A 15,149-nucleotide genomic window follows, 5' to 3' on the forward strand; every position below is an offset into this window, starting at 1 on the left:
GCGCGGATAAACCGCCACGGACTTGAGCCGGCCGGGCCGAGCCGCCAAAATGGCCGACTTTTTCCAGCAATCGACCCCAGAAAGGCCCTCCATGACCATTGATGTAGTGATCCTCGCCGCCGGCAAAGGCACCCGCATGCGCTCAGACCTGCCCAAGGTGCTGCACCCGATCGGTGGCGTGCCGATGTTGGGTCGGGTCATCGAGGCCGCCAAGCAGCTGGGCGAGGTGGAAATCACCGTCGTGGTGGGCCACGGCGCCGAGCTGGTGCGGGAGCGCTTTGCTGACAGCGGGGTGAAGTTCGTCGAGCAGACCGAACAGCTGGGCACCGGCCACGCCGTCGCCCAGGCGATCCCGAATTTCCGTGCCGGCGCCACCGTGCTGGTACTGTACGGCGATGTGCCGCTGGTGAAGAGCGGCACCCTGCAGTCCCTGCTCAGCGCTTCGGACAAGGGCCCGGCCCTGCTGTCTGTGGAAATGGCCAACCCGGCCGGTTACGGCCGCATCGTGCGCGACGATGCCGGGCGGGTGCAGGCGATCGTCGAGGAAAAGGACGCTGACGCCGATACCCTCGCCATCCGCGAGGTGAACACCGGTATCCTCGCCGCCCCGGCCGATCTGCTGTGCCGCTGGCTGCCGGAATTGTCCAACGACAATGCCCAGGGCGAGTATTACCTGACCGAAGTTATCGCCCGCTCGGTGAGCGAGGAGATTGCGGTGACCGGCGTGCGCGCCAGTGATCCGCTGGAGGTGGCAGGGGTCAACAGCCGCGTGCAGCAGGCGCAGATGGAGCGCGCCCTGCAGCACAGCCGCGCACTGGCACTGATGAATGCCGGTGTCACCCTGCTGGACCCGCAGCGCATCGATATCCGCGGCAGCCTGCAGTGTGACAGCGATGTCTCCATCGATATCAACTGTGTCTTCGAGGGCGAGGTCAATCTCGGCAAGGGGGTGCAGATCGGGCCCAACTGCCTGCTGAAGAACTGCCGGCTCGCCGATGGCACCCGGGTGGAGGCCAACTCCATCATCGAGGATGCCGAGGTGGGTCAGTCCTGCACCATCGGGCCCTACGCCCGCCTGCGTCCCGGCACCCAGCTGGCCGACGGGGCCAAGATCGGTAATTTCGTCGAGACCAAGAAAGCGAAAATTGGCCGCGGCTCCAAAGTGAACCACCTCTCCTACGTGGGTGATGCCCTGGTTGGTGAAGGTGTCAATATCGGTGCGGGCACCATCACCTGTAACTACGACGGCGTGAACAAGTCCACCACCGAAATCGGCGACGGCGCCTTTATTGGCTCCAATACTGCGCTGGTGGCGCCGGTCTCCGTCGGTGCCGGTGCGACCGTGGGTGCCGGTTCCACCATCACCCGCGAAGTGGGCAGTGAGGAGCTGGCGGTGGCGCGGGGCAAGCAGCGCAATATCAGCGGCTGGCAGCGCCCAACCAAGAAATCATAAACGGCGCCAGAGAAGGCCATCACTTACTAAAGTCAGACGGGCCCAGTCACAGGTGGTGTTCCGGCAAATATTTACCGATCAGGTTTTTTGCCGGAACACCACCTGTGACTGGGCCTGCCCCCAATATTTCAATCCGCTTCGGTTGCCTCTCATCATTGGTTTGGGAGGGGCTCGGGTGCGGTCAGCCCGCCGGCAAAAAAACTGATCGTTAAATATTTGCCGCCGGACTGACCGCACCCGAGCTAGAGCCTTTCCTTCATTTGCCGCGTACTGCCACGATTGCGGCGGCAATCCCCTCTCCGCCTGCGGGGCTGTTCCGCTCCCTCCATCTACACTTGCGCTTCGGGATCATAAGGAAAAGCCCGATGCACAAGCCGCGACTGCACCCGGTTGCTTCATTTGACATTAATCACCTCCAGTACCTGGACGAGCGTGGTCAGGCCAGCCAGGCGCTGCCCGATTCCGCCACCCCGGACCTGCTCCAGTCCCTGTACCGGCAGATGAATCTTGCGCGGCTGGTGGATCAGCGCGCGGTGCAGTTGCAGCGCACCGGCCAGCTCGGCACCTATCCCTCCAGCCTGGGCCAGGAGGCCATCGGCGTCGCTGTCGGTTCAGCTATGGCCACGGAAGACGTCTACTGTCCCTACTACCGTGAGACCGGCGCCCTGCTGGAGCGCGGTGTGGAAATCGAGGAGATCCTCGCGATCTGGGGCGGCGATGAGCGCGGCCAGAATTACCAGCATGCCCCGCAAGACCTGCCGCTGTGCGTGCCTATTGCCACCCAGCTCCTGCACGCGGCCGGGGTCGCTTTCGCGCTCCAGTACCGCCAGCAGCAGATGAATGAACCGGCCCGTGTCGCTGTGACCTGCGCCGGGGACGGCGCCACCTCCAAAGGCGACTTCTACGAGGCCCTGAATCTGGCCGGTGTGTGGAAGCTGCCGGTGGTGTTTGTCATCAACAACAATCAGTGGGCCATCTCCGTCAGCCGCGGCGCCCAGACCGCGTCCAGAACCATCGCCCAGAAAGCCATTGCGGCCGGTATCCAGGGGCTGCAGGTGGATGGCAATGACGTCATCGCCGTGCGCACTGCCGTGGCCGATGCCGTGGAGCGGGCCCGCAACGGTGAGGGACCGGCCCTGATCGAGGCGCTGACCTACCGTCTGTGCGACCACACCACCGCCGACGACGCCAGCCGTTACTGTCCGCCGGAGGAACTGGAACAGGCGCGGGCGCGGGAACCCATGGAGCGGCTGGGCAGTTACCTGCGGGATCAGGGGTACTGGGATGACGGTGCCGAGAGCGAGATGCAGCGGGAGCAGGCCGAGGTCATGGAGCGCTCGCTGCAGGCCTACCGGTCGAAGTCTCCGGCCCCGCCGACGGCCATGTTCGACCACCTCTACGCGCGCCTGCCGGAGGCATTGCTGGAGCAATACCAGGAGCTGCAGGCGCGCGACAGCGCTGGGCAGGAGAGCGGCTGATGGCGGAAATTACCCTCGTCGAAGCCGTGAATCAGGCCCTGGCCCATGAACTGGGTGCGGATCCGCGGGTCATCCTGTTCGGCCAGGATATCGGTGCCAACGGCGGCGTGTTCCGGGCTACCGATGGCCTGCAGAAGCGTTTCGGCGCCGAGCGGGTGCGGGACACGCCGCTGGCGGAAAACATGATCGCCGGTATCGCCGTGGGGATGGCTGTGCAGGGACTGCGGCCGGTGGCGGAATTCCAGTTCATGGGTTTCATTTACCCCGGTCTCGACCACATCCTCAGTCACGCCGCCCGCTACCGCAACCGCACCCGCGGGCGCCTCTCCTGCCCGGTGGTTTACCGGGCACCCTATGGCGGCGGTATCCATGCGCCGGAACACCACTCCGAGAGTACCGAGGCCATCTTTGCCCATATCCCCGGCCTGCGGGTGGTGGTGCCCTCCTCGCCGGCGCGGGCCTACGGCCTGCTGCTAGCGGCAATCCGCGATCCGGACCCGGTGGTGTTCCTGGAGCCCAAACGTATCTATCGCGCGGTGCGCCAGGAGGTGCCGGACAATGGCGAGGCCCTGCCCCTGGACCGCTGCTTCCGCCTGCGCGAGGGCAGTGATATCACCCTGGTGGCCTGGGGCGCGGCACTGAAGGAAACCCTGCAGGTGGCAGAGACGCTGGCCGAAGAGGGCATCGAGGCGGAAGTGATCGACCCCGCCACCCTCAAGCCCCTCGATATCCACAGCATCATCGACTCGCTGGAAAAGACGGGCCGCTGCGTGGTGGTCCACGAGGCGGCGCGGTTTGCCGGCCTCGGGGCCGAGATCATCGCCCAGATCAACGAATATGCCTTCGACCTGTTGAAGGCACCGGTGCAAAGGGTCACGGGTTACGACACGGTGATGCCTTACTACCGGCTGGAGGACGAGTATCTTCCGGACACCGGGCGAATCCTCACCGCGGTGCGCAGCACCCTCGACTACCCGCCGGGAGGTGGCCGGTGAAGATCTTCAAGCTGCCCGACCTGGGCGAGGGCCTGCCGGATGCGGTGATCCGGGAGTGGCATGTGGCGGAGGGCGACAGTATCGCCGCCCACGAGCCGCTGGTCACGGTGGAGACCGCCAAGGCCCTGGTGGAGGTGCCGGCGCCCTGGGGCGGGCGTATCGAGAAACTGTTCGCCGCCGAGGATGAAACCGTGGATGTGGGCCAGCCGCTGGTGGGCTTTACCGATGACAGCGCCGCCCGCGAATCCGGGCCGGCCACCGAGCGGATAGAGCAGACTGAGCGGACCGGGAGCAGCGCAAAGGCTCCGGAGTCGGCCGATGCCGGCACGGTGGTGGGCAGGATCCAGGCCGGCGGCGGCAGACTCGGTGCGGAGCTGGCACCACAGCCGCTAGCGGCAAGGCGCGCGACGCCGGCGGTGCGGGCACTGGCGCGCCTGCTGCGTGTGGATCTGGCGCAGCTGACTCCGGCTGGGGAGCGATTTACGGCAGAGGAGGTGCGCGCGGCTGCCGGCAAGGCCGGCGGGCGTCGCGAAGGCCCTGCCCGGCCCGGGACTGCGCCCGGGGCGGGCACCGCTTCACCGGCACGGCGCGCCATGGCGCTGGCCATGAGTCGGGCCCGGGACCAGGTCGCGCCCATGACGCTGTTCGATGAGGTGGACGTGCACCGCTGGTGGGGCAGTGAGGCCGCCACCCTACGCCTGATCCGTGCGATCGAGGCTGCTTGCCGCGCGGAGCCCAACCTGAATGCCCTGTATCAAAACGAGCAGCTGACGCCGGCATCGGCGGTAAATATCGGCCTGGCGGTGGATTCTCCGCGCGGCCTGTTTGTGCCGGTGCTCAGGGATGTGGGCGCATCCACGGACGAAAAATTGCTGCAGCAGATCGACACTTACAAGCGCCAGGCGCGGGAGACTGGCATCAACCGCGAGGATCTGCAGGGCGCCACCATCCTGCTCTCCAACTTTGGCGCGCTGGCCGGGCGCTTCGCCACCCCGGTGGTCATGCCACCCACCGTGGCGATCGTCGGTGCGGGGCGCACCGTCGAGTCGGTGGTTCCCGTGGATGGGGAGCCCGCCGTGAGGCCGCTGCTGCCATTGTCGGTGAGTGCCGACCACCGCGCCGTGACCGGTGGCGAACTGGCGCGCTTTCTCGCCGCGCTGGGTACGGCCCTGGCGCAATGAAGGGACTTTCGGGGTGGGCGCAGGGGTTTCGCTTTGCTATATTTAAGTTTCGAAACGAAACATGATCATAATATGTCGAAACGCAACACCCAGCAGCGCCGTCACCAGATTCTCGCGGTCCTCACGGAAAATGGTGAAGCCAGTGTCGAGGATCTGGCGCGCCGATTCGAAACCTCCGAGGTTACGATTCGCAAGGACCTGACCGCCATGGAGAACCATGGCCTGCTGCTGCGCCGCCACGGTGGCGCCATCCCCGTGCCGCGGGAGCTGGTGGTGGAAGAGGCACCGTCGGAAGTGAAGCGGGCCATCGGCCGCGCCGCAGCCGCGCTGATCCCGGACCACCACCGCATCGTGATCGACTACGGCCGCACCACTGCCGCCATGATCCCGGAGCTGAACCACAAGCGCGGCCTGGTGGTGATGACCAATTCCCTGCACGTGGCCAATGCCCTGCGGGAGCTGGAGAACGAACCCACCCTGCTCATGACAGGCGGTACCTGGGATCCTCATTTCGAGGCCTTCCAGGGGCGGGTGGCGGAACAGGTACTGCGCGGCTACGACTTCGACCGCGCCTTTATCGGCGCCGATGGTATCGACCTGGACCGTGGCACCTGCACTTTCAACGAGCAGATCGGCCTGTCCCGGGTGATGGCGGAAGTGGCCCGCGAGGTGGTGGTGCTGGCGGAGTCCAGCAAGGTGGGGCGGCGTATCCCCAACCTGGAGCTGCCCTGGGAGAGCGTCTCCACCCTGGTCACCGATGCCGGCCTGGACGATGCCACGGCGGCTGCCATCGAAGCCCTCGGGGTCCACCTGATTTGTGCCGAAGTGAGTACTTACGCCTAGCGCAGGCATTGGCAGGCAAGAGTCGCAATTTTTCTTGAAGGGGCAGCCTGGAGGCGGCCCGAACGTGAAGAGGTTTTGAATATGTGCGGAATCGTCGGCGCGCTGGCCCAGCGCAACGTCACGGAAATCCTGCTGGAGGGACTGCGGCGCCTGGAGTACCGGGGGTATGACTCCGCCGGTGTGTGTCTGCTGGACAGCGATGGCCAGCTGCAGCTGCGCAAGAGTGAGGGCAAGGTCGCTGACCTGGAGGCGCGCCTCGATGCCGCGCCTGCGAACGGTCGCCTGGGTATTGCCCACACCCGTTGGGCCACCCACGGCGCGCCCTCCGACAGAAACTCCCACCCGCATGTGTCCGGGGACTTCGCCCTGGTCCACAACGGCATCATCGAGAACCACCAGAGCCTGCGTGAGGAGCTGAAAGCCCGCGGTTACCAGTTCCTGTCCGATACCGATACCGAGGTGATCGTGCACCTGATCCACTCGCTGGCGGATGAGGGGCGCGACCTGCTGGCGGCGGTCACTGCCGCCACCGAGCGCCTTCACGGGGCCTACGCGCTGGGGGTCATCAGTGCCCGCGAACCGGGCAACCTGGTCTGCGCCCGCTCCGGCAGTCCGCTGGTGATTGGCGTGGGTATCGAGGAAAACTTCATTGCCTCCGACCCCATGGCCCTGCGCCAGGTCACCGACCGTTTCGTTTTCCTCGAGGAGGGTGACGTGGCGGAAGTCACCGCGGCCGGCATTGCCGTGCGCGACAAGACCGGTGAGGAGGTCAGCCGCCCGGTGCACAAGCTGGATGGCGGCCACGATGCTGCCGACAAGGGCCGTTATCGCCACTATATGCAGAAGGAAATTTTCGAGCAGCCGGCGGTGGTTGCCGCCACCATGGCGGGTCGTATCGGCAACGAGACCGTGCTGCCGGAAGCGCTGGGCGCCCGCGCCAATGAGATCCTGCCGGAGGTCAAGCAGGTGCAGATCGTTGCCTGCGGTACCAGTTACCACGCCGGTCTGGTGGCCCGCTACTGGCTGGAGGACTGGGCCGGTATTCCCTGCTCCGTCGAGGTGGCCAGCGAGATCCGCTACCGCAAAACCGCGGTGCGCCCGGGCACCCTGTTCGTGACCATTTCCCAGTCCGGTGAGACCGCCGACACCCTGGCGGCACTGCGCCAGGCCAAGGAGCTGGGCTACCTGGCCTCCATGACCATCTGCAACGTGCCGAACAGCTCACTGGTGCGGGAATCTGAGCTGTCGCTGATGACCGAGGCCGGTCCGGAAATTGGCGTCGCCTCCACCAAGGCCTTCACCACCCAGCTGGTGGCGCTGCAGCTTTTCTGTATTGCCCTGGCCAGGGTCAATGGTCTGCCCAAAGAGCGCGAGGCAGAACTGGTGCGGGCCCTGCACCAGCTGCCGGAATTGATGGAGGCTTTCACCGGGCTCGACAAGACGGTGCAGGACACCAGCGAGGCCTTTGCCGAGAAGCACCACGCGCTGTTCCTGGGCCGGGGGGTCGAATACCCCATCGCCCTGGAGGGTGCCCTCAAGCTGAAGGAGATCTCCTACATCCATGCCGAGGCCTACCCGGCGGGCGAGCTGAAGCACGGCCCGCTGGCACTGGTAGATGCGGACATGCCGGTCGTGGTGGTGGCTCCGAACGACGAACTGCTGGAGAAGCTGAAGTCGAACCTGCAGGAAGTGCGGGCCCGCGGTGGTGAGCTGTTCGTGTTCGCCAGCCCGCAGGCGGGCTTTACCAGCGAACCGGGCATTACCGTGGTGGAGGTACCGGATGCCCCCGAGAGCCTGCAGCCGATTCTGTATACCGTGCCGCTGCAGCTGCTGTCCTACCACGTGGCCCTGCTCAAGGGCACCGACGTGGATCAGCCGCGCAACCTGGCCAAGTCCGTCACAGTGGAGTAACGTCTCGACGGATCACCGATGGCCCCGGCGCCGCAGGGATTGTTGCGGGGCTCCTGGCTATCTTTGCCGAAACCTTGAAAGGGAAAAGAAGCACTGATGCCGAGGCTTATCCTCGCCCTGCTGACTGGGCTGGCAGCGATTTTTACGTCGGCGTGTTCATCCAGTGCCTTTTTTCTGGCCAACCTGCCGGTGACATTCGGTGATCGGGAAATCCACCGGGATATCAGTTATGGCCCAGAGCCCTGGCAAAAGCTGGATATCTACCTGCCCGAAAAAGCCGATGCGCCGGCCCCGGTGCTGGTTTTTTTCTATGGTGGGCGTTGGAGTTTCGGCAACAAAGCGCAGTATGCGTTTGTCGCAAAAACATTTTCTGACGCCGGTTATGTGGTGGTTCTGCCGGATTATGCCCAATACCCACAGGTAAAGTTTCCGGACTTTGTAGAGGATGGAGCCAAAGCAGTCGCATGGACCTATGACCATATCGCTGAATACGGCGGCGATAGCGCGCGGTTCTATCTGTCGGGTCACTCGTCCGGTGCGCATATGGGGGCGCTGATCGCCGTCAATTCGCAATACCTGCAGGCCGAAGACAAGACGACCGCGATCATCACCGCCTTTGCCGGACTTGCCGGCCCCTATGACTTCATTCCCGAGGCAGAGGACCTGAAAGACATTTTTGGCCCACCTGCTAATTATCCCAATATGCAGGTGCCGACTTTTGTCGACGGCCGCCAGCCGCCGATGTTGTTACTCCACGGCGCCGACGACGAGCAAGTGATTCAACGCAACCTCAATCGCCTGCGTGACAAGATTGAGTCCACCGGCGGCATTGTTGAGGCGAGGATCTACGACGGCGTCGATCATATCGATATCATCGGCGCGCTCAGCTGGATTCTGGGAGATGCAGCCCCGGTCGAGCGGGATATGCTGACATTCTTCGAGAAGCACGCCCGAGAATAAACCATTGGTTCGCGGTGACTACCCTGGTCGATAGTGAGTGAGTAGGGCCTGGGGAATTTCACCTGACAATCCCCCAGCCTTTTCTCCTCCCTTCCCTCCTTCTTCTCTGGCTGGAAATCAGTGCCCCGGGGCAGGCGTGGTGTTATTTTTTGCGCCATCCCTCCACATCCTGTCGCCGTCAATAAAATTGTCATGCTATAACCTCCGCTCGGCAAACCATCTAATGAGGCCGGGGTATGACGACTGCAGAAGTGAAAACCGATAACAAACCAGCGGTGTCTTCCGAATCCAACGTGCCGGTGATGAATGGTGACGTCGGCATGCTGCTGGGGGAGCCTTCCCTGCCACCAGAAGCCGTGCGCGAGGAGCGCAAGCGCAAACTCGCCGCCGCCTTCCGCCTGTTCGGAAAATTCGGCTTCGATGAGGGGGTGGCCGGGCACATTACCGTGCGCGACCCGGTGGAGGAAGACCACTTCTGGGTCAACCCCATGGGGGTTTCCTTCAAGCAGATACGCCAGTCACAGCTGCTGCTGGTCAACCACGCCGGCGAAGTGGTCGAGGGCGATGGCTTCCTCAACGGCGCCGCCTTCACGATCCATTCGCAGATTCACCGTATGCGCCCGGATGTGGTGGCCGCGGCCCATGCGCATTCGCTGTATGGCAAGGCCTGGTCGTCGCTGGGCCGACTGCTGGACCCGATCACCCAGGATGCCTGCGCTTTCTACGATGATCATGCCCTGCTGGAAACGTTTTCCGGTGTGGTGCTGGAAATGGGCGAGGGTGAGGCGCTGGTAAGGGCGCTGGGTCAGAAGAAAGCACTGATCCTGCAGAACCACGGACTGCTGACTGTGGGCAGGAGCGTGGAAGAGGCGGCCTGGTGGTACATCACCATGGAGCGCAGCTGTCAGGCGCAGCTACTGGCTGAGGCCGCTGGCACACCAAAGCTGATCGAGCCGGAAGTGGCGATCCGCACCCGCGCGGTGGTGGGCACGGAACTGGCGGGCATATTCAGCTTCCAGCCGCTATACGACACCATCTGCGCCGAACAGCCTGATATGTTCGACTGAATGGGCCGCCCGCGGGCGACCGGTTACATACCCGGCTTGCTCTTCGACTCGCCCTGGTCCCAGTGGTGGTCCAGGTGCAGATCCTTGTCCCGGCGATCCTCCTTGAGGGCCTGCAGTAGCTGTTCGCGATAGATCTTGGTCTGTGCAATGTGCTGTGACTCGTCCCGCCAGTAGGGGAACAGAGACTCCAGCATGCGCTGGTCGTGCTGCTTGAACTTGCGTGTCGCGCGGCGGGCCTGCAGCGTTGACAGCCCGAGCAGGCGCAGCGCTGTCTCGCCGATCGACAGGGCGGAATCCACGGTCTCGCGGAAGATGTACTTCACCCCCGCCTCCATCAGGGCATACTGATGCATGCGGTTGCGGGCCCGGGCCAGAATCACCAGATGCGGGAAATGCTTGCGGATCTGCGCCACGATCTCCAGTGAGGCGGCCTGGTCGCTCAGGGTGAGGATCACCAGCTTGGCATTGTCGGCCCCGGCGGCGTGCAGCAGGTCCTCTCTGGACGCATCGCCGTAGTAGGCCTTGATCCCATAGCGCCGTACCAGGTCAAGCTGTTCCGCGTTGCGCTCCAGCAGTGTGGTCTCGAAGCCGCAGGCATTCAGCAGGCGGCCGGCGATCTGGCCGAAACGGCCGTAACCGATGATGATCACCGGCGAACCGTGGTCTTCAGGCGGTGCCTCGTCAAGTTCCCGGTCTGCACTGCCACCGTGCAGGTAGCGGGGCTGCACGAACTGCTCGTAGATCAATAACAGGATCGGGGTCAGCGCCATGGACAGGGCAATCACCACCACCAGCAGGTTGGCGGTGGTGCTCTCCAGCACCTGCCGCTGCGCCGCGAAGGAAATCAGCACGAAACCGAATTCCCCCGCCTGGGCCAGGGATAGCGCGAACAGCCAGTCCTCCCCTTTCGACATACGCGTGAGGCGGGCCAGGGTAAACAGCACCGCGAACTTCACCACCACCAGCAGTAACGTCAGTGCGAGCAGCAACAGCGGGTACTGGGCAATCAGGTTGAAGTTGACGCTCGCGCCCACGGCGATGAAGAACAGGCCCAGCAGCAGTCCCTTGAACGGCTGGATGTCCGCTTCCAGCTCGTGGCGGAATTCGCTTTCCGCCAGGATCACCCCGGCCATGAATGTACCCAGTGCCGGAGACAGGTCGAGCCAGATCATCACTGCGGCGGCGCTCACCACGATCAGCAGGGAAGTGACCGTGAACATCTCCCGCAACTGGCTGCCGGCCACCAGGCGCAACAGTGGCCCCAGCAGATAGCGACCCGCCAGCACGAACGCGACCATGGTACCGATCACGGCCAGCGCATAGGGCCAGCCACTGAGCCCGCCGGCCTCGATGTCCGGCATATTGCCGGCCAGCAGTGGCAGCAGGGCCAGGATGGGGATGACGGCAATATCCTGGAACAGCAGCACCGAGAAGGCACTGCGGCCGCCCTCAGTGCGCAGCAAACCCTTTTCGCTCAGGGATTGCAGGACAATCGCCGTGGAGGACAGCCCCAGAATCAGGCCGATGGCCACCGCCGGACGCCAGCTTTTCTCATAAATCAGCAGTGCCACGGCGGCGATGGCGGCCGCCGTCAGCAACAGCTGCGCGCCGCCAGTACCGAAAATCGCCCCGCGCATCCGCCACAGCTTGCGTGGCTGCAGTTCCAGGCCGATCAGGAAAAGCATCAATGCCACGCCGAATTCGGCCACGTGCATTTCCTCGGTGGCATCGCCCACCAGGCCGAGGGCGTGGGGCCCGATGGCGACACCGGCAATCAGGTAGCCGAGTACCGAGCCAAGGCCGAGTCGGGTGGCCAGCGGTACGGCAATGACGGCGGCGGCCAGGTAAATGACTGCCTGAAAAAGAAAGCTGCTGTGTTCCATGCGTCTTTGATCGGATCGTTATCGTTGGCAGCCGCGGTGTCAGCCCGCGGCTTCGGCGCCGGTGGTTTCGGGTTCGGCCACGGCGCGGCTGCGCCGGATCAGCGGCGCGATGGTCGAGCCCTGCACGACGATGGAGAAGACTACCACGCCGTAGGTCATCACCACCCACAGGTGGCGCAGGTCCTGGTCGCCGATCGCGATATGGCCGGCGGGGATCGACATGGCCAGCGCCAGAGCCAGGCCGCCGCGCAGCCCGCCCCAGATGAGGATGCGCTCGCTGTAGGGGTGGTAGCGGCGCCGGCGCTTCAGGTAGAGGAAGGGTACACCCACGGCGGTCACCCGTCCCATCAGCACGATCACGATGGCCGCAGCCATGAGGATGTAATCGATGGCGTTGAAGTCGATGGTGATCAGGAACAGCCCCACCAGCAGGAACAGCAGCCCGTTGAGGAAGTCCTCGGTAATGCTCCAGAAGTTGTCCAGCTCGTGCTGGCTCACGCGGGAGAAGCCCTCTTCGCGGGTGAAGTTGCCGATGATGATGCCGCTGACCACCATGGCCAGGGCTCCCGACACACCGAGGATATTGGCCAGGGCAAAGCCGGCGGTGGGAATCACCAGCGTCAGCAGCAGTTCCAGGCTGTGGTCGTTGGTGGCACAGATCAGGTAATGAAACAGCCCGCCGATCAGCAGGCCCAGCACCACGCCGCCAACGGCTTCGATAGCGAACAGTTCGGCCACGGCGGGTGCCGAGGGTTCCGCGCCCTCGAACGCCAGGGCGTAGATGACCGTGAACACCACCAGGCCGAAGCCATCATTGAACAGGGACTCCCCTTCCACCTGGATGGCTACCTGTTCGGGTGCCTTCAGGCTTTTCAGGATCGCCAGTACCGCGATGGGGTCGGTGGGGGAAATCAGCGCGCCGAACAGCAGGCAATAGACAAATGCCACCGGCAGGCCGAGCAGCTGCAGGAAGCCATACAGCAGCGCGCCCACCACGAAGGTGGAGATCAGCGTCCCCACCACCGCCAGCAGCCCGATCTCCAGCCGCTGGTTGCGCAGCATCAGCAGGTCGATGTGCAGGCTGCCGGCAAACAGCAGGAAGCCCAGCATGCCCTTCAGCAGCAGGTCCTCCAGGTTGAGCAGCGGCAGCAGCTGATCGGCCCAGTCGCGCAGTTCGAGAATCCCGACCTTGCCCAGGCCCGTGACCAGCAGCGACAGCGCCAGAGCACCGGCAGTGATGGCAATCGTGGTTTGTGCGCGCAGCACATACTGGTTGAGGAAGCCCAGGAACACCGAAACAGCGGCGAGAAAACAGAACGTGTAATAGGCTTCCATGTCGCGCGCGACTCCATTGCCGGGAGGTTACTGCGGCCACCGGGCGCGGTCGCGGCAGGGTGCCGGCGCAATCACTGCGCCGGTTGCGTGTCGCCGCGGGAAACCGCGGCCGGTCAGGTGGCGAGGGTGCCGTTATTGTAGTCGCGCAGTGTCTGCTCGATTTCCTCGCGGCTGTTCATCACGAAGGGCCCGTAATGCACCACTGGCTCCTTGAGTGGACGCCCGTGCAGGCACAGGAGACCGGCCTCCTCACCATCGGCGCGCAATTGTAGCGACTCCCCGCTGCCATACAACAGCATGTTGCCCCGGCCGACGGGCCCGCGCTCGGAGACCAGCCCGCCCCGGTAGATGAAGACCAGTACCGAGTGCCCTGTGGGCAGTGGCAGGGTCACCTCCGAGTCCGGCTGCAGGCGCAGGTCGGCCACGGCGGCTTCGGCCGCGGTTTCCATCAGCGGCGCCTCGTGGCTCTCACCGCCGATCTGCCACTGGCCGGCGATCAGGCGTGCCACCGAACCGCTGCTGTCCAGCGCGACCTCGGGGATGTCCCCACCCTGGATATCGCGCCAAGTGGGCGCATCCATCTTGTTGGCAGCGGCCATATTGATCCACAACTGGAAACCGTGCATGCCGCCCTCGCCCTGGGCCGGCATCTCCGAGTGGATGATGCCGCGGCCGGCGCGCATCCACTGGGCACCGCCGGTGGAGACGGCGCCGCGGTTGCCGAGATGGTCCTGATGCTCGAACTCGCCGTTCAGCATATAGGTCAGTGTCTCGATGCCCCGGTGCGGATGCGGCGGGAAGCCGGCGATATAGTCGTCGGCATTGTCGGAGCGGATTTCGTCCAGCATCAGGAACGGGCTGAAATCCGGGCTCTGGAAGCCCGCCACCCGCTGGATTTTGACCCCGGCACCGTCGGCGGAGGCCTGGCTGGCCAGCGCCCGCACCAGCGGCCGCGCACCCGGCTGAAGTGAGAGTTTGTTCATGGTTACACCTCCCCGATGGAATTTTTGTGAGTATAAAACGATGGATTCGATTGAAAATGGCAAAAAATCGCCCTATATGTTCGACTGCATCGGAAAATAACCGGGTCGCGGTGACTGCTGCCGGCCCGCCTCTCAAGAGCAGGGAGCTCAAATGCCCAAGGTCACCTTAGAGCAATGGCGAATGTTCCAGTCCGTCGTCGAGCACGGCGGCTTTTCCCAGGCTGCACAGGCGGTGCACAAGAGCCAGTCCTCCATCAACCACGCCGTGCACAAGCTGCAGGAGAGCCTGGGTATTCCCCTGCTGGAGGTGCGCGGACGCAAGGCGGAACTGACGGACGCGGGCCGCATCCTGCTGTCGCGGGCCGGTGGGCTGCTCAATGAGGCCGAGGCGCTGGAGGCCGTTGCCTCGAGCCTGGCGGTGGGCCGGGAGGCGGCGCTCACCATCGCCGTGGATGTCATCTTCGACTACGACTGCCTGTTCAATGCCATCGAGCGCTTTGCCGACGAGTTCCCCCATACCCGGCTCGAGGTGCGCGAGACCGTCTTGTCCGGTGCCGAGGAGCTGCTGCTGCAGCAGGAGGCGGATTTCATTCTGTCGGCGCGGGTGCCCCAGGGCTTTGTCGGCGAACCGGTCTCCGTGGTGCGGTTCCTGCCCGTAGCCCACCCGGACCACCCGTTGCACCGACTCGGGCGGCCGGTGGCGCGCAAGGACCTGAAAGCCAGCCGCCAGATCGTGCTGCGCGACTCCGCCAGCCGCAACCGGCAGGACTCCGGTTGGCTCGGTTCCGACCAGCGCATCACCGTCACCAATGTGCAGACCTCGATCGAACTGATCGAGCGCGGCCTCGGCTTCGCCTGGTTACCGGAGACGCGCATCCGCGAATCCCTGTCCGCGGACCGCCTGCTGCCTCTGCCGACCGAGGAGGCCTGGGAGCGCAATGTGACCGTTTACCTGGTCTACTCGGACAGCGACAAGACCGGTCCCGCGGCCCATTTCCTCATCGATGTGTTGCGCTCCGGCCTGCATATGCCGGAATGATGTTTCAATAATTCGAACAGT

At 64.4% G+C, this 15,149-nt stretch carries 12 protein-coding genes; 9 read left to right on the forward strand and 3 right to left on the reverse strand.

The features are described from left to right. Positions 1–91 precede the first annotated feature (91 nt). From glmU to LVD12_RS13085, 8 genes are all read left to right on the forward strand, one after another. Positions 92–1,453 (forward strand): bifunctional UDP-N-acetylglucosamine diphosphorylase/glucosamine-1-phosphate N-acetyltransferase GlmU, encoded by a 1,362-nt coding sequence (glmU, locus tag LVD12_RS13050; RefSeq protein ID WP_237068165.1) that lies wholly within the window; start codon positions 92–94, stop codon positions 1,451–1,453. A 365-nt stretch (positions 1,454–1,818) separates the two neighbouring features. Further along, a complete protein-coding gene (gene pdhA / locus LVD12_RS13055) occupies positions 1,819–2,931 on the forward strand; it encodes a pyruvate dehydrogenase (acetyl-transferring) E1 component subunit alpha (RefSeq protein ID WP_237068166.1) in 1,113 nt (370 codons plus the stop codon). Further along, positions 2,931–3,926 carry an alpha-ketoacid dehydrogenase subunit beta gene (locus LVD12_RS13060; protein ID WP_237068167.1) on the forward strand — a complete coding sequence of 332 codons (996 nt, stop codon included), beginning with the start codon at positions 2,931–2,933 and terminating at the stop codon, positions 3,924–3,926. The genes pdhA and LVD12_RS13060 overlap by 1 nt, the downstream gene beginning before the upstream one ends. Then, complete coding sequence (locus tag LVD12_RS13065; protein WP_237068168.1) at positions 3,923–5,107, forward strand: dihydrolipoamide acetyltransferase family protein; 1,185 nt, start codon at positions 3,923–3,925, stop codon at positions 5,105–5,107. The genes LVD12_RS13060 and LVD12_RS13065 overlap by 4 nt, the downstream gene beginning before the upstream one ends. 72 nt (positions 5,108–5,179) lie before the next feature. Further along, positions 5,180–5,950, forward strand: a complete 771-nt coding sequence (locus LVD12_RS13070; RefSeq protein WP_237068169.1) for a DeoR/GlpR family DNA-binding transcription regulator — start codon at positions 5,180–5,182, stop codon at positions 5,948–5,950. A gap of 81 nt (positions 5,951–6,031) precedes the next feature. Further along, positions 6,032–7,861: a glutamine--fructose-6-phosphate transaminase (isomerizing) gene (gene glmS / locus LVD12_RS13075; protein ID WP_237068170.1), complete on the forward strand. Its 1,830-nt coding sequence runs from the start codon at positions 6,032–6,034 to the stop codon at positions 7,859–7,861. Between the two features lie 96 nt (positions 7,862–7,957). Continuing rightward, entirely contained in the window at positions 7,958–8,821 is an 864-nt protein-coding gene (locus LVD12_RS13080) for an alpha/beta hydrolase (RefSeq protein WP_237068171.1), read from the forward strand. A gap of 302 nt (positions 8,822–9,123) precedes the next feature. After that, positions 9,124–9,888: a class II aldolase/adducin family protein gene (locus LVD12_RS13085; RefSeq protein ID WP_439651346.1), complete on the forward strand. Its 765-nt coding sequence runs from the start codon at positions 9,124–9,126 to the stop codon at positions 9,886–9,888. A gap of 23 nt (positions 9,889–9,911) precedes the next feature. Here the strand turns inward: LVD12_RS13085 and LVD12_RS13090 are convergent, their stop codons facing one another. The 3 genes from LVD12_RS13090 to LVD12_RS13100 all read right to left on the reverse strand — a co-directional run bounded on the left by LVD12_RS13090 (position 9,912) and on the right by LVD12_RS13100 (position 14,089). Then, a complete protein-coding gene (locus LVD12_RS13090; protein ID WP_237068172.1) occupies positions 9,912–11,771 on the reverse strand; it encodes a monovalent cation:proton antiporter-2 (CPA2) family protein in 1,860 nt (619 codons plus the stop codon). A gap of 39 nt (positions 11,772–11,810) precedes the next feature. Next, entirely contained in the window at positions 11,811–13,106 is a 1,296-nt protein-coding gene (locus tag LVD12_RS13095) for a cation:proton antiporter (RefSeq protein ID WP_237068173.1), read from the reverse strand. 113 nt (positions 13,107–13,219) lie between these two features. After that, on the reverse strand, positions 13,220–14,089 hold the full coding sequence (locus LVD12_RS13100) for a pirin family protein (protein WP_237068174.1): 870 nt from the start codon (positions 14,087–14,089) through the stop codon (positions 13,220–13,222). Between the two features lie 151 nt (positions 14,090–14,240). Between LVD12_RS13100 and LVD12_RS13105 the strand changes: the two genes are divergently transcribed. Further along, positions 14,241–15,128, forward strand: a complete 888-nt coding sequence (locus tag LVD12_RS13105; protein ID WP_255771910.1) for a LysR family transcriptional regulator — start codon at positions 14,241–14,243, stop codon at positions 15,126–15,128. Positions 15,129–15,149: the final 21 nt, after the last annotated feature.

This window comes from Microbulbifer guangxiensis (assembly GCF_021729075.1).
Taxonomy (GTDB): Bacteria; Pseudomonadota; Gammaproteobacteria; order Pseudomonadales; family Cellvibrionaceae; genus Microbulbifer; species Microbulbifer guangxiensis.